The sequence below is a fragment of the Streptomyces sp. NPDC055955 genome (genome assembly GCF_042270245.1).
Lineage (GTDB): Bacteria > Actinomycetota > Actinomycetes > Streptomycetales > Streptomycetaceae > Streptomyces.
Map to the genome: position 1 here is coordinate 21,378 of NZ_JBHJYS010000029.1, position 14,945 is coordinate 36,322.

The 14,945-nt window shown below is 71.6% G+C and carries 10 protein-coding genes; 2 read left to right on the forward strand and 8 right to left on the reverse strand.

The window, feature by feature from the left end; all coding sequences use genetic code 11:
- Positions 1–13 precede the first annotated feature (13 nt).
- Entirely contained in the window at positions 14–1,177 is a 1,164-nt protein-coding gene (locus ACFC96_RS39845; RefSeq protein WP_376617199.1) for an ADP-ribosylglycohydrolase family protein, read from the forward strand.
- On the opposite strand, the gene nhaA is transcribed toward ACFC96_RS39845, so the two are convergent.
- The 5 genes from nhaA to ACFC96_RS39870 form a co-directional block, all read right to left on the reverse strand.
- Positions 1,171–3,072, reverse strand: coding sequence for a Na+/H+ antiporter NhaA (nhaA, locus tag ACFC96_RS39850; RefSeq protein WP_376617200.1), 1,902 nt, complete (start codon positions 3,070–3,072; stop codon positions 1,171–1,173). The genes ACFC96_RS39845 and nhaA overlap by 7 nt on opposite strands.
- A gap of 164 nt (positions 3,073–3,236) precedes the next feature.
- On the reverse strand, positions 3,237–6,386 hold the full coding sequence (locus ACFC96_RS39855; RefSeq protein WP_376617202.1) for a GH92 family glycosyl hydrolase: 3,150 nt from the start codon (positions 6,384–6,386) through the stop codon (positions 3,237–3,239).
- 250 nt (positions 6,387–6,636) lie between these two features.
- Positions 6,637–7,320: a TetR/AcrR family transcriptional regulator gene (locus ACFC96_RS39860; protein ID WP_340457656.1), complete on the reverse strand. Its 684-nt coding sequence runs from the start codon at positions 7,318–7,320 to the stop codon at positions 6,637–6,639.
- Positions 7,321–7,496: 176 nt separating this feature from the next.
- Positions 7,497–8,720 (reverse strand): acyl-CoA dehydrogenase family protein, encoded by a 1,224-nt coding sequence (locus tag ACFC96_RS39865; RefSeq protein WP_340457655.1) that lies wholly within the window; start codon positions 8,718–8,720, stop codon positions 7,497–7,499.
- An 80-nt stretch (positions 8,721–8,800) separates the two neighbouring features.
- Complete coding sequence (locus ACFC96_RS39870; protein ID WP_376617204.1) at positions 8,801–9,463, reverse strand: HAD family hydrolase; 663 nt, start codon at positions 9,461–9,463, stop codon at positions 8,801–8,803.
- A gap of 447 nt (positions 9,464–9,910) precedes the next feature.
- Between ACFC96_RS39870 and ACFC96_RS39875 the strand changes: the two genes are divergently transcribed.
- Entirely contained in the window at positions 9,911–10,441 is a 531-nt protein-coding gene (locus ACFC96_RS39875; protein WP_340458224.1) for a hypothetical protein, read from the forward strand.
- A gap of 29 nt (positions 10,442–10,470) precedes the next feature.
- Here the strand turns inward: ACFC96_RS39875 and ACFC96_RS39880 are convergent, their stop codons facing one another.
- Genes ACFC96_RS39880 through ACFC96_RS39890 form a run of 3 tightly spaced genes read right to left on the reverse strand, consistent with a single transcriptional unit; the run spans position 10,471 to position 14,922 of the window.
- Positions 10,471–11,898, reverse strand: a complete 1,428-nt coding sequence (locus ACFC96_RS39880; protein ID WP_376617206.1) for an aminobutyraldehyde dehydrogenase — start codon at positions 11,896–11,898, stop codon at positions 10,471–10,473.
- Positions 11,891–13,564, reverse strand: a complete 1,674-nt coding sequence (locus ACFC96_RS39885) for a thiamine pyrophosphate-dependent enzyme (protein WP_376617208.1) — start codon at positions 13,562–13,564, stop codon at positions 11,891–11,893. The genes ACFC96_RS39880 and ACFC96_RS39885 overlap by 8 nt, the downstream gene beginning before the upstream one ends.
- A complete protein-coding gene (locus ACFC96_RS39890; RefSeq protein ID WP_376253823.1) occupies positions 13,561–14,922 on the reverse strand; it encodes an MFS transporter in 1,362 nt (453 codons plus the stop codon). The genes ACFC96_RS39885 and ACFC96_RS39890 overlap by 4 nt, the downstream gene beginning before the upstream one ends.
- Positions 14,923–14,945 lie beyond the last annotated feature (23 nt).

The window sequence follows — 14,945 nt, forward strand, 5'->3', positions numbered from 1 at the left end:
CATGGAGCTCACCGTGCACACACGTTCCTGGGCCGATCTCGCCGTCCACCGCAGCCGCGTCCGCGGCTGTCTCCTCGGCGGCGCGATCGGTGACGCGCTCGGGTACCCCGTCGAGTTCCTCTCCCTCGACGCCATCCGCGCCACGCACGGCGCGGCCGGGGTCACCGGCCTGGTGGCCGACGCGGACGGTGTGACGGGCCGGGTCAGCGACGACACTCAGATGACTTTGTTCACCGCCGAGGGGCATCTGCGGGGGTACTGCCGCGCCCGGGACCGGGGCATCGGCGGCGCCGAGGCGGCCATCGTGCACGACGCGTACCTGCGGTGGCTGGAGACGCAGAACCACCCCGGGCCGCCGCCCGAGGAGTACCTGCGCCACCGCATCGGGTGGCTGCGGCACGAGCCCTGGCTGTACGCGCGCCGCGCGCCGGGCAACGCCTGCCTGAGCGGCGTCGAAGCGGGATTCACCCCCGATCCGTACGGGAAGCCCACCGGTGAGCCGGGGCCGGTGAATCCGGACTCCAAGGGCTGCGGCGCCGTGATGCGCTCCGCGCCCTTCGGGCTGACGGACCTGGGCGCCCGCCGGTCGTTCGAACTCGCCGCCCAGTGCGCCCAGATCACGCACGGTCACCCCACCGGCTATCTCGCCTCCGGCGCCTTCGCCGCCCTCATCAGCCACCTCGTCGACGGCGAGTCCCTGGAGGGCGCGGTACTGCGGACGCTGCGTCTGCTCTCCGGCTACCGGGGCCACGAGGAGACCACGGCCGCGCTGAGCCGGGCCGTCGCGCTCGCCGAGGAAGAGGGCGAGGCGACTCCCGAGAAGGTGGAGACGCTCGGCGCCGGCTGGGTGGCGGAGGAGGCCCTCGCCATCGGCGTGTACGCGGCGCTCGCCCGCACCCGGCCGCAGACCTTCCACGTCGGCAAGCAGGGCACGGTGTGCGACCCGAAGCCGCCGCGCACACCGATCGAGGCCGCGTTCCTGCTCTCGGTCAACCACTCGGGCGACAGCGACTCCACGGGCTCCGTGTGCGGCAACATCCTCGGCGCGCTGCACGGCGACGTACACCTGCCACCCCGGTGGCTGACCGAGATCGAGGGACGGACCGCCGTCGCCCGGCTCGGCGACGACATCGCGGCCGAGATCCGGCCCGGCGAGAAGCGTCCCTGGAACTACTGACGCCCGCGCCCCCGCCTGCCGGCCAGCACCGCCCGCTCCTTGGCCGCCCGCACCGACGCCGACAGCCCTTCGATGTCGTACGCCCCGTGGTGGCGCCGTCCGTTGACGAAGAACGTGGGTGTGCCCGAGACGCTGCTGAGGTCGGCCGACTCGAGGTCCTCCGCGACCCGTCCCCCGCCGCTGTGCGCCCGCAGGTCCTTGTGGAACCGGTCGGTGTCCAGGCCGAGTTCGCCCGCGTACTTCAGGAGGTCGGCGGCCCGCAGGGCGTCCTGGTGGCTGAACAGCAGGTCGTGCATCTCCCAGTACGCACCCTGCTCCCCCGCCGCCTCGGCCGCCTCCGCGGCGAGCTGGGCGTGCGGGTGCACGTCGTTCAGGGGCAGATGCCGCCACACGTAGCGGATGTCGCCGAAGCCGGCGAGCAGTTCCCGCACGACGGGTTCGGCCTGTCCGCAGTAGGGGCACTCGAAGTCGCCGTACTCGACGACCGTCACCGGTGCGTGCCGTGGTCCGCGCACGTGATCGCGGTCCGGGTCGACCGGCACGGCCAGGTCGACGATGCCCTCGGCCGTTCCGAGCAGGGCACGCATCCGGACGGGGCGGGGCAGGGTTCCGATGACCCAGGAGACCAGCCAGGTCATGAGGAACGCGCCGGCCACCGCGCTGAGGATGCCGATCTTCGCCTCGGCCAGCTGGTCGCCGTCGAAGGCGAGGGTGGCGATCAGGAGCGCCACGGTGAACCCGACGCCCGCGATGGCTCCCCCGGCCGCGGTGGCGCCCCAGCCGACGGACGGGCGCAGCCGGCCTCGGCTGAGCCGGGTCGTCAGCCAGGAGGAGCCGACGATGCCGAGCGGCTTGCCCAGGACGTAGCCGATGAGGATGCCCAGGGTGATCGGCGAGCTGAACGCGCGGGCCAGTACGCCGCCGCTGATCTCGATGCCGGCGTTGGCGAGGGCGAACAGCGGCACGATCACATAGCTGGTCCACGGGTGGTACAGGCGCTGAAGCCGCTCGTTGGGGGACAGGGCCGAGGCGATGCCGGCGCGTACCGATCGCTCCAGTTCGGGGGTCGGCTGCTCGCGGAAGAGCCGGAACAGGCCGCTCGCCCGCTCCAGCGCGGTACGGCTCGCGGGGTACGCGAAGGTCAGCAGCCCCATGGCGAGGCCGATCACGACGGGGTCCACCCCCGACTCCAGCAGCGCCACCCAGGTCGCGACGGCCAACAGCGCGAACACCCAGCCGCGCCGGGTGCCGGTGGCCCGTACCAGCAGGATCACGCCGAACAGTCCGAGTGCCACCAGGAGGGCCGGAACGTCGATGTGGCCGCTGTAGGCGACGGCGATGACGATCAGCGCCACGAAGTCGTCGACGACGGCCACGGTCAGGATGAAGATGCGCAGGCCGCCCGGCAGCCGGTTGCCGAACAGGGCCAGCATGCCGAGGGCGAACGCCGTGTCGGTGGACATCGCGGCGCCCCAGCCGTGGGCCGTGCCCTGTCCTGCGTTGACGGCCAGGTAGACGGCGACGGGGACGAGCATGCCGCTGAGTCCCGCGACGAGGGGCAGCGTGACGCGGCGGCGTTCGCGCAGCTCCCCCATGTCGAACTCGCGCCGCGCCTCCAGGCCGACGACGAAGAAGAACAACGTCATCAGGCCGCTGTTGACCCACTCCCTCAGTTCCAGCGACACCCCGGCGGTACCGATCCGCACGGAGAAGTGTGTTGCCCAGAACGCCTCGTACGTGCCGGGGCCGATGTTCGCCCAGGCCAGCGCTGCGAGGGCCGCGACGAGCAGCACGGAGGCACTGCCGGTCTCGGTGCGCAGGAAGTCGCGCAGCGGCGTGCGCAGCTCGTCACCGCACGTTGTCTGCCCGTCGAACCCCGAGCTCATCGGCGGCATTCCCGTCTCTCGATGGCCCGCGCGGACCATGGCCGGCGGCGTCCCGGGCGGGCGCCCGAGCGCGGTGCGACGGTAGTTGACGCACGGCGGCGCGGACGAATCGACACGGCGGCCGCGTTCGAGTGCCCGCCTCGTGAGGCGGGCACTCGATCGGACCGGTGACCTCAGCCGAGGCCGACCGCGAAGACGTGCAGGTTGCCGTTGTCCGGCAGCGTCACGCTCTTGATGTGCTTGCCTTCCGGTACGTCGTAGGGCTTGGTGGCGAAGACGTACGCGGCGGGCCCGGCGCCCCCGGACTGGTTGCGGTGGTCGGTCCGGGCCACGGTGGTGTTGCCGAAGACGGGGTCCGTACCGCCACCCGGCAGCGTCCAGTCGCCGAACGACAGGTCCGCGGTCGCGGTGGAGCCGTCGGTGAAGGTCACCGTGGCGCTGCCGCGCTGGTCGCCGTGCGTCGCCGAACCCACGAACAGCAGCTTCCCGGCGTCCTTCGCCCGGTCCGCCAGGTCGATGCGCTGACCCGCGGCGGCGACGTTGTCGGGCCGTCCCTGCGGCGCGGCGGGCCACTCGAAGGACGTGCCGGCCACCTCGACGCGCGTGCCGCCCTTGAGACCGGCGGCTTCGAGACCCTGGCGCGAGTAGGTGTTGCCGTCGCCGTCGTAGTCACCCTGGCCGCGGTCGGCGTCGTCGGAGGAACCGGTGTTGTCGTACGCGGCCGCGAGACCGCCCTCAGGGGCGACGAGCACGAACACGGAGAGCTGAACGGGCTTGTCCGCTCCGCCCTTCCCACGGACGGTCACCGGGATCTCGTGGTAGCCCTCGGCGGTGCCGGCCGCGGCCTTCACGGACAGGGTGAGCGCGCCTGATCCGGTCTTCGCGTCGAGGCCGAGCGGCCCGCCCGCGGGAGAGACGGTCAGCCCTTCGGGGGCCTTCGTGGTGACGGTCAGCGTCTTGTCGTGGCCGGCCAGACGCTGCCCGTGGACGGTGACCTTCGCCCCGTCGCCGCCGGGAACGGCCGACGCCGCGTTGGGCGTCGCGCTCGCGAGGAAGGAACGCTCGCCCGAGCGGTACGAGGGCGGCGCGGCCTTCGCCGACGTCGCCCAGGTCTTGTCCGGCGTGCCGGACAGGGTGAAGTCCAGGCGCGCCCCGTTCTTCACCGCGGACTGCGGGAGGTAGGTGCGCTCCCAGGTGCGTCCGTCGAGCGCGAGCCCGTGGACGTACGGCGCGTCGGCGGACGCCTGCGGGGCGCGAATGTCCAACTCCCTTCCCTCGGCGGGCAGATCGAGGACCGCGCGCTCGAAGAGCGGGCTGTGCACGGCGAGATCGGCAGTGCCGGGTGTCGACGGGTACAGGCCGAGCGCGGCCCACACGTACCAGGAGGACTGGGCTCCGAGGTCGTCGTTGCCGGGTTCGCCGTCGGGCGTGGGGCTGAACAGGGTGGTGGCCACGTCACGCACGGCCTTCTGCGTCTTCCACGGCATGCCCAGGTGGTTGTACACCCACGGCACGCCGAAGTCGACCTCGTTCCCCGCCCACATGTAGGGCTCGTTCGGACCCGCGTTCAGCTTGGTGAAGAAGGTGTCGAGACGGTCGGCGGCCGCGTCGCGCCCGCCCATGGCCGCGATCAGGCCCTCGGTGTTCTGCGGGACGAGCCAGTTGTACTGCGCCGCGTTGCCCTCGTCGAAGCCGTCCTGGCCGAACTTGCCCGGGGGCGGCGGCTGGTAGGCCGGGCCGTCCGGGAAGCGGCCGTCCTCGCCGCGGGGCTGGAGGTAGCCGGTGGCGGGGTTGAGGATGTTCTGCCAGTTCTGGCCCCGGCGGGTGAAGGTCGCGGCGGTGTCCTTGTCACCCGCGGCCTTCGCGAGCTGCGCGATGGCGAAGTCGTCGATCGCCCACTCCAGGGTGACGGAGCCGCCCACCCGCTGGTGGTCGCCGCGCGAGGCGTCGTTGTTGGGCATGTAGCCGCGCTCGACGTACTCGCCGATCCCCGGCCGCTCCTTGTACGCGCCCGGGGTGTCGTCCACCGAAGTGGCGCCCTTGACCAGGTACTTCAGCGCCTTCTTGAGGTCGAAGTCGCGGGCGCCGAAGGCGTACAGGTTCGCGATGAGAGGGACGGAGTTGTCGCCCGTCATCTGCCCGGTGTAGTCGTTGGCCAGGGGCCAGCGGGGCCACCAGCCGCCCTGTTCGGCGTCGTTGACGAGCGACTGCGCCATGTCACTGGCCTGCTTCGGCCACAGCATCGCCTGGAGGGGCGCCAGCGAGCGGTAGGTGTCCCAGTCGGAGAAGTTGGCGTACTGGTTGTGGCCCGAGGGCAGTGTGCGCACCTTGTCGTCGAAGCCGATGTAGCGTCCGTCGGCGTCGTTGAACGTGTTCGGGTGCATCAGCGAGTGGTACAGCGCGGTGTAGAACGTCTTGAGCTCACCGGTGTCGCGCCCGGCGACGCGGATCCTGCCCAGCGCGGCGGCCCACTGGTCGCGGGTCTGCCGGTGCAGGGCGTCCAGGCTCCAGCCGGGCACCTCGGCCGCCATGTTGGCCTCGGCGCCGTCCACGGAGACGTAGGACATGGAGACCTTGGCCCGCACCGTGCGCGAGTCGGCCGTGCCGAAGGTGAGGTAGGCGCCGGCCTTGGGGGCGTCCACGGTGTCGCTGTCCTTGAAGACGGTCTTGCCGTCCCAGGTGCCGTGCGCGGTGAACGGGCGGTCGAAGGTGATCGCGTAGTGGACCGTGTACTCGTTGCCCTTGCCGCAGAAGTTGCCGGTCGTCGCGGACCCGGTCACCTGCCGGTCGCCGACGACGCGCAGGTCGGCGCGCTTGTCGCCGGCAAGACTGGCGCCGCCCTTCACGAGCACCTGGGCCGTGTCCGCCCCTTCGGGGAACGTGAACTGCGCCAGTCCCGTACGCGTGGTGGCGGCCAGTTCGGCCCGCACCTTCGAGTCCCCCAGCGTGACCGCGTAGTAGCCGGGTTCGGCCTTCTCGTCGTCGTGCGAGAAGGACTCGGTGCGGTCCCACGGGGCCGGGCCGACGTCTCCGGTCACGGGCAGGATCGGCACGTCGCCGAAGGCCGTGCAGCCGACCGAGGCGTGGTCGAGGCTGAAGCCGCGGATCTTGTCGCTGTGGTACTGGTACCCGGCGTACGAGCCTGCCGTGTCCGGCGAGAACTGCATCATGCCGAACGGGGCTGCGGGGCCCGGGAAGTTGTTGATCTCGCCGACGCTCTCGCCGCCCCGGCCCGTGCCGATGAGCGGGTCCACGTAGGCGGCGGGATCGTCCACCAGTGACGGCTTCGCGGCGGAGGCAGGGGAGCCGACTGACGTGGACAACGTTGTCTTGGCTGCTGACAACGTTGTCGGATCAGCGGAGGCCACCGTCGACGCCCCCATCAACAACCCGGCAGCCAGTGCGGCGGCCGCCGCACTACGGGTTCTACGACTTCTCGGACGGGTCACACATGCCTCCGTGGAAGATGGACGGCTCAGCCACCACACACTCCGGGAGCGGGTGCCGTTCGGTCAAGGGGCCTGCCGCGATTGCCCCTTGGGCCGCCGCGGCTCTCCTTGCCCGGCGCTCCTCTCACGCCCGCTCGGCGTTCCTGTCGAGCTTGAGGGCGTTGGCCCAGAGCGCGGTGGACGTCTCGACCAGCTCGTCGAGCGTGTGGTCCTCACCGAGCCCGTACGCGTAGTAGGCCATGCGGCTCACCATGCCCGAGAGCGCCCGCGCCGCCATGAGGGGGTCGAGGTCGCGGTCCGCGAGCCCACGGTCCTGGAGGTCCTTGATGGCGCGGGCGTTGCGGTCGGCGAACGCGCGGCTCCGTCGTCGCCTCACCTCCCGGAACCCGGAGTCGCCGGCGGCGACCTGGTCGAGGATCAGCATCAGCTTCGCGTTGCGCTTGTACGCCTCGAAGTAGGCCCGGTTACTGGCCTCGATCACGCCGACGGGCGAGCTGTCCTCGGGGTCGAGGCGCGGCATGCCCGGGTGCAGCATGTCGTCCTGCGCGACTTCGAGCACGGCCTGGAAGATTTCCTCCTTGCCGGCGAAATACGTGTAGAAGGTGCCGGTCGAGCAGGCCGCCTCGGCGGTGATGTCGGTGAGACGCGAGTCCAGATAACCGTCCCGTTCGAACACGACGCGGGCCGCGGCCACGAGCGCGGCGCGGGTCCGGGCGCCGCGCGCCGTGGCGGGCGGTTCACGCAGGGCGGAGGTGTCCGCGAGCGAGGGGATACCCTCCCCGTCGGATGCGTGGCCGCGGGTGGTCATGTCGTAGGGCCTTCCTCTGCTGCTGGCTCGTGCTGCTGCTCGCCGGTTCTGCCCGCCGGGCCGTGCCTCACCTGTGACCGGCCGTACGGGAGCGAGGCGATCTTCGCACACCCGCGTGCGCCGATCGCCTCCGTTCCCCCTCGGCTTGGCAGGGCCCCGCACCGGGGGCCGGACGGTCAGCGGGTGCGGCCCCACTGCGGCTCCCGGCGGCGCAGCTCCCGCATGGCGATGGTGCGCTTGTGGACCTCGTCGGGGCCGTCGGCGAGGCGCAGGGTGCGCAGATGCGCGTACATGCTGGCGAGCGGGAAGTCGTCGGAGACGCCGCCCCCACCGTGCACCTGGATGGCCCGGTCGACCACCTTGAGCGCGACCTCCGGTGCCGCCACCTTGATCGCGGCGATCTCGGTGCGCGCGTGCCGGTTCCCCACGGTGTCCATCAGGTACGCGGCCTTGAGGGTGAGCAGGCGGACCATGTCGATCTCGATGCGGGCCTCCGCGATCCAGTCCTGGATGTTGGCGCGGTTGGCGACGGGCTCGCCGAAGGTGGTGCGGGCCTGTGCGCGGTCGATCATCAGGTCGAGGGCACGCTCGGCCATGCCGACGGCGCGCATGCAGTGGTGGATGCGGCCGGGGCCGAGCCGGGCCTGGCTGATCATGAAGCCGTCGCCCTCTCCGGCGAGCAGCGCGGTGACCGGCACCCGGACGTTCTCGAAGACGACCTCCGCGTGCCCCTCGCGGTCCTTGTACCCGAAGACCGGGAGGTTGCGCAGGACGGTGACACCGGGGGTGTCGATGGGCACCACCATCATGCTCTGCTGACGGTGCGTGGCGGCCTCCGGCTCCGTCTTGCCCATCACGATGAGCACCTTGCAGTTCTTGTGCAGGGCGTTGGAGGTCCACCACTTGCGTCCGTTGAGGACGTAGTCGTCGCCGTCCCGCTCCATCCGGAGCTGGATGTTGGTGGCGTCGGAGCTCGCCACGGCGGGCTCGGTCATCGCGAAGGCGGAGGCTATCTCGCCGTCGAGGAGCGGCTTGAGCCACTTCTCCTTGTGCTCGTCGGTGCCGAAGAGCGTCAGCACCTCCATGTTGCCGGTGTCCGGCGCGTTGCAGTTGGTGGCCTCGGGGGCCAGATGCGCGCTGCGGCCCATGATTTCGGCGAGCGGGGCGTATTCGAGGTTGGTGAGTCCGGGGCCCCACTCGGGGTGGGGGTGGAAGAGATTCCACAGCCCGCGCTTCTTCGCGTCCGCCTTGAGGTCTTCGAGGATGGGCGGGTGGAAGTGCGGATCGCCCGACTCCGCCATCTGCGCCTCGTAGACCGGCTCCGCCGGGTAGATCCGCTCGTCCATGAAGGCGAGCAGCTTCTCCTGGTACTCCTTGGCCCTGTCGGTCAGCTCGAACACGTGGTTCTCCTCACGGAATGGATTTCAGAGTCCGGCGCGGCAGCGCGCGGCGCGGCCGGCCGACGGGAACGGGGGCCGTACTACGCGTCTGCCTGTGCTGCGTGCGTTGGCGTCGTCGTCACGTCCGGCCGCAGCAAGGCCCTCAACTCCGCTGCGGTCGTGGCCGCTTCACGGTGGAGGATGCCTGCGAGGCCGGCGCGTCGTGCCGCGACGATGTTGTGTTCGAGGTCGTCGACCATGACGGTCTCGGCGGGCTCGGCGCCCAGGCGCTCGCATGCGATGGCGTACGCGCGTCGGGACGGTTTGCGTACGCCGATCTCGCCGGAGATGACCACGGCGTCGAACATGGACTCCAGGTCGAAGCCCGCGTAGCAGTCGTCACCCAGGGAGTTGGAGAGCAGGCCCACGCGGTGGCCCGCGCCGCGCACCTCGGCGACGAGGTCGAGCATCGCCCGGTCGGGGCGCAGTCCGGCCTGCATCAGGGCCAGGAGGCCGGGCCCCTGGACATCCGCACCGTGCGCGCGCAGCCGCTCGGCGAAGCCGTCCTCGAACGCACGCTGGCCGAGCCGGCCTTCTTCGTGCTCGACGAGGAGGGCGCTGGAGCGCTCGTCCTTCGCGAGCAGCCGGAGCGGGAGCCGCGGATCCACGCCGAGTGTGGCGCCGAAGGCCTCGAACGCCTCGATCAGGCTGGTGGTCAGCACTCCCCCGAAGTCGAAGAGGACGGCGCTGATTCGGGTACTCAAGAGGCAGCCTCCTGGTCGCGGATTCGGCAGGCCTGCGCAACGTACCTGAACCCGGACTCAACTTCAATGACACGCACCCCGGCCCGGGCGCCCCGGAAATCTGGAGAAACCGGCGCATTCCACGCGTGTCGCTCCGGCCCGCCCCCACCGGATCCGGGCGAAAGTGGCCGGACAGCCGACCTGCCACCTCTAGGGCCTGTCGTCACATTCCCGTCGTCCGCCCGAGGGGCGGGCCCGGCGGCGTCCGGTGCGTGCGATCGCAAGGCGCCGGAGAGTCTTTGTAGCGGAGCTACCAGGGCTTTTCGGCAACGCCGCGAGCGTGCGTGCCAGACGCCGCCGGGCAGACGGGAATGTGACGACCGGCCCTGGCCGCCGGGCCCCCTCCCACTCCTCCGCCCGCACCGTCGCCCAGCCAAGCGCCCCACGGACGCCCCCGAGGATCCCGCCATGAACACCCGCCAGAACCTCCGCCGTTGCTGCCGCGCCCTGAGCCGTGGCGCCGCCCGGCCCAACGTGCTGTTCGGCGGCGTCTACGGAGCCGTCCTCGCCAGTTCCATGGTCGCCGCCCTCACCCAGTACGGGCGCTCGTCACGCGCGGACCGCCTGTACGACGCCAAGTGGCTCCTGATCACCGCCTTGGCCTCGGCCCTGGCGCACGGGTACGCGCACCTGATCGCCCAGCGCGGGGACGAGACCCACCACGGGGCGGTCGCCGCGGTGCGGGCGCTCGCCGAGGAGTGGCCGCTGCTCCTCGGCACGCTGCCGACGCTCGTGATGCTGTTCGGGGCGGGGCTCGACTGGTGGAACTACTCGGGGATCGAGTACGTCGCCCTCGGCTTCAACGTCGCCCTGCTCTTCGGCTGGGGTCTGACGGCGGCGCGGGTCAGCGGCCGGACATGGGCCCGGTCGCTGTTCCTCGGTCTGGGCGACGCGCTGCTCGGCCTGATCGTCGTCGTGGCGAACGCACTGATCAAGTAGCAGGCCGAGCGCGGCGACGGCGGTGCGTGTCAGGGCGCGGCGTGCGCGGCCATGACGTGCTTGATCCGCGTGTAGTCGTCGAAGCCGTAGCGGCTCAGATCGCGGCCGATGCCGGACTGCTTGTATCCGCCGTGGGGCATCTCGGCCAGGACCACCTGGTGGCAGTTCAGCCAGACGCAGCCGAAGTCCAGCTCGGCGCTCAGCCGCATGGCGCGCCCCAGATCGGCGGTCCAGACGCTGGATGCCAGACCGAAGTCGACGCCGTTGGCCAGGGCCACGGCCTCTTCCTCGGTGTCGAAGGGCTGGACGGTGACGACGGGGCCGAAGATCTCTCCCTGGACCACGTCGTCGTCCTGCCGGACGCCGGAGATGACGGTGGGCGGGAAGAAGTACCCGGGTCGGTCGAGACGCGTGCCCCCTGTCTCGACGTGGGCGTGTTCGGGGAGCGTCGCGATGACGGACTCGACGCGTGCCGCGTGGGCGGCGCTGTTGAGGGGGCCGTAGAAGGCGTCCTCGTCCGGCGCGCCGGTCGTCGTGGCGCGTGCGGCGTCGACGAGAGCCGTGAGCAGGGCGTCGTGGGATTCCCGTTGGACCAGGATCCGGGTGACGGCGGTGCAGTCCTGGCCGCCGTTGAAGAAGGCGGCGTCGGCGAGGGCGCGGGCCGTGCGGACGGGGTCGACGTCGGCGAAGACGACGGCCGGGGCCTTGCCGCCGAGCTCCAGGTGGACGTTCCTGACCTCGCGGGAGGCCTCGGCCATGACCTCGGACCCGGCCCGGGTGCTGCCGGTGATGGCCACCATGTCGACGTCCGGGTGGGCGACGAGCGCGCGTCCGGTGTCCCGGTCTCCGCACACGATGTTGACGACGCCCGGCGGGAAGACCCGCGCGGCGAGTTCGCCCAGCAGGACGGTCGACCAGGGTGTGGTGTCGGACGGCTTGAGGACCACCGTGTTGCCCGCGGCGAGCGCGGGCCCGAGCTTCCACACGGCCATCATCAGCGGATAGTTCCAGGGCGTGACCTGAGCGACGACCCCCACGGCCTCGCGCCGGACGTACGAGGTGTGGTTCTCCGCGTACTCGCCGGCGGCGACGCCCTCCAGGACCCGGGCGGCGCCCGCGAAGAAGCGCAACTGGTCCGCGCCACGGCCGACTTCGAGGGTCCGGGTCGCCTCGCGTGGCTTACCGGTGCTGCGCACCTCGGCGTCGACCAGCCGCTCCGCGTGCTCGGTCACCAGGTCGGCCAGGCGCAGGAGTGCCTCCTGCCTCCGGGCCGGGGTGCTCCGGCGCCAGGCGGGCAGGGCGCGCCGTGCGGCGGCGACGGCCGCGTCCACGTGCGTGGCGGAGGAGCGCGGCGCGGTGCCGTAGACCTCTCCCGTGGCGGGGTCGGTCAGCTCCATGCGGTCGGCGACCTCGGCGCTGCGGCCGTCGACGATGTTGTGCAGGGTCAGGTCAGACATGGCAGCTCTCCTTGCGCAGGGAGGCGACGGTGACGCCGGGGGCGAGGCGCCCGTCGGTCACCTTCAGCTCGATGAGGGCGGCCTTGCCGCTGTCGAGGGACCGCTGGAGCGCGGGCCCGAACTCGTCCGTGACGGTGACGGTTTCGCCGTGGGCGCCGAAGGCACGGGCGTAGGCGGCGAAGTCGGGGTTGCCGAGGCCGGTGCCGCTGACCCGTCCCGGGTAGGCCTGTTCCTGGTGCTGGCGGATGGTGCCGTACTTGGCGTTGTTCAGCACGATGATCAGTGGCTTGACACCCTCGGCCACGGCGGTGGCGAGCTCCTGGCCGTTCATCAGGAAGCAGCCGTCGCCCGCGACGGAGACGACCCGGCGGTCCGGATCGTGGATCGCGGCGGCCACGGCGGCGGGTATGCCGTAGCCCATGGACCCGTTGCGCGGGGCGAGTTGGCGTGTGCCGTCGTGGTAGGTGAGGAAGCGCTGCGCCCAGATGGCGTGGTTGCCGGCGCCGAAGGTGATGACGGCGTCCTCGGGGAGCCGGTCGTCGAGCGTGGCGAAGACGGTGGCGAGGTCGAGCGGATCCTCCTCCGGGACCGGGGTGCGGAACGCCAGATGGGCGGCCCTGTCCTGCTTGGTCCGCACGGCCCACGGCAGGGGGCTTCCAGGGCGCAGGGTGCGTACCGCGTCGGCGAACGCCTCGGGGGCGGCGAGCAGGCTGAGTTCGGCGGGGTACAGGGCGCCCGGCGGCTGCGGTTCGGGCAGCACCTGGACGAGCCGCGGTCCCGTGCCGTCGGTGGGGAGCAGCGTGAATCCGTCGGTGGCGACGTCACCCGGCGCGGTCCCGACGGCCAGCAGCAGGTCGGCCTCGCGCGCCCGCCGGGCGAGCGCGTCGTCGCGTCCGTAGCCGAGCGGGCCGACGTACACCTCGGACTCGTTGTCGATGAGGTCCTGGCAGCGGAAGTCCACCGCCACAGGAAGGGACCACGCCTCGGCCCAGTCCCGCACGGCCGTGCGGGCGTCCGGGGTCCAGCGGCCGCCACCGAGGAAGAGGAGGGGACGTTCGGCCGTCGTCAACAGCCTTTCCAAGCACGTGAGTTCGTCCGGGGTCACGCCGCCACCGGGGACGGGCAGCGGGGTCGCGTCGGCGACGCGGACGACGTCCGTGAGCATGTCCTCCGGCAGGCCCAGGACCACGGGTCCCGGCCGGCCGCCGCTCGCGACGGCGAAGGCGCGGGCGACGTACTCGGGGATGCGTGCGGCGTCGTCGACGGTCTCGACGAGCTTGGCGCTCGCGCCGAACGTGCCGCGCAGATCGAGCTCCTGGAAGGAGGCGCGGTCGGTGTGGCCGCGCGGCACCAGGCCGATGAAGAGGACCATCGGCGTGGCGTCCTGGAACGCGGTGTGCAGGGCGACCAGCGCGTTGGTGGCCCCGGGGCCACGGGTCGTGAAGCAGACTCCGGGGCGCCCGGTGAGCTTTCCATGGGCCTCCGCCATGTAGGCGGCGCCGCCTTCGTGGCGGCAGACGACCATGTGGACAGGGGCGTCGTGCAGAGCGTCGAGCGCGGCGAGGTAGCTCTCGCCGGGCACGCCGTAGACGGTCTCGACGCCGTGGGCGGACAACTGGTCGATGAGGACCTGGCCGCCGGGACGGGCGGGGTGGTGCTGGGTCATGCGGTGGCCTTCTGAGGTGCGGAGGTGTTCTCGGACGGGGTGGCGGACCGGCTGCCGAGCAGCGGGCCGGCCAGGAAGGAGCCGGCCGCGGTGCAGGCGGCGATGAGGACGAGGAGGAGGGCGACACCCCAGGACGCGCCGTCGGTGACGCCGGTGAGCCAGGCGGCCACGAGCGGGACGAAGCCGCCGAGGACACCGGAGAGGTTGTACGACATGGCGACGGCGCTGTAGCGGAAGGTCTCCGGGAACAGGCCCGTGACGACGGCGCCGATGGTGGCGTACGGGATGGAGATGACGGCGACGCCGAGCGTCACACCGAAGACGACGAGGGCGGTCCGGCCGGTGTCGACGAGCCAGAAGACGGGGAAGGCCACCAGGACGGACAGCACACCGCCGACGGCACACACCTTCCAGGGGCCGACGCGGTCGGCGATCCGGCCGCCGATGTAGATCACGACCATCTCGGCCACGGCGGCGAGGAGGGTGGCGTTGAGCATCACGGACTTGGCGACGCCCAGCTGTTCGGTGCCGTACGAGATCATGAAGGTGGTCAGCAGGAAGAAGCCGCCGATGCCGAGGAAGGCCGCGAGCACACTGATGATCATCCGGCCCCAGGTCTGGCGGAAGGCCTCGACGAGGGGCGCGGGCGCGGGGCCGTTCTTCTCGGCGTCCTCGATCATGGCGCGGAAGACCGGGGACTCCTCGATGCGCAGGCGCAGGTAGAGCGCGAAGACGAGCAGGCCGAAGGCGGCGAGGAACGGGATGCGCCAGCCCCACGCGTAGAAGGCGTCGTCCGGCAGCAGGCCGACGAGGGCGAAGGCGCCACTGGAGAGCAACGTGCCGACGGGTGAGCCGAGTTGGGGCACGGCCGAGTAGGTTCCGTGCTTCTCCTTCGGGGTGTGTTCCAGGGTGAGGAGCATCGCGCCGCTCCACTCACCGCCGACCGAGATGCCCTGCACGAAGCGGAGTACGGCGAGCAGGACGGGGGCCCAGATGCCGATGGTGTCGTACGACGGGAGGAGGCCGATGCAGCCGGTCGCCACGCCCATCAGGACGACCGTGATGATCAGCGCGGCCTTGCGTCCGTAGCGGTCGCCGATGTGGCCGAAGACCGCGGCGCCGATGGGCCGGGCCGCGAAGCCGACGGCGAAGGTCACGAAGGAGGCGATGGTCGCCGTCGTGGCGTCGAGCGAGGGGAAGAAGAGTTTGTTGAAGACGAGCGCGGCCGCGGTGCCGTAGAGGAAGTAGTCGTACCACTCGAGGGCGGTGCCGATGAACGCGGCGGACAGGAGGCGCTTGATGTCTGCGGTACCTGCCAGGGTGCGGCCTGTTGGCGGCGTCGTGCTGTTGGAGCTCACGGAATCTCCCGGGGGACGGCGAC

Bases quoted from the DNA above. Each gene is read 5' to 3' on its own strand.
- ACFC96_RS39885 (WP_376617208.1), bottom strand. From the start codon at position 13,564: ATGACCCAGCACCACCCCGCCCGTCCCGGCGGCCAGGTCCTCATCGAC.
- ACFC96_RS39860 (WP_340457656.1), bottom strand. From the start codon at position 7,320: ATGACCACCCGCGGCCACGCATCCGACGGGGAGGGTATCCCCTCGCTC.
- ACFC96_RS39875 (WP_340458224.1), top strand. From the start codon at position 9,911: ATGAACACCCGCCAGAACCTCCGCCGTTGCTGCCGCGCCCTGAGCCGT.
- ACFC96_RS39880 (WP_376617206.1), bottom strand. From the start codon at position 11,898: ATGTCTGACCTGACCCTGCACAACATCGTCGACGGCCGCAGCGCCGAG.
- nhaA (WP_376617200.1), bottom strand. From the start codon at position 3,072: ATGCCGCCGATGAGCTCGGGGTTCGACGGGCAGACAACGTGCGGTGAC.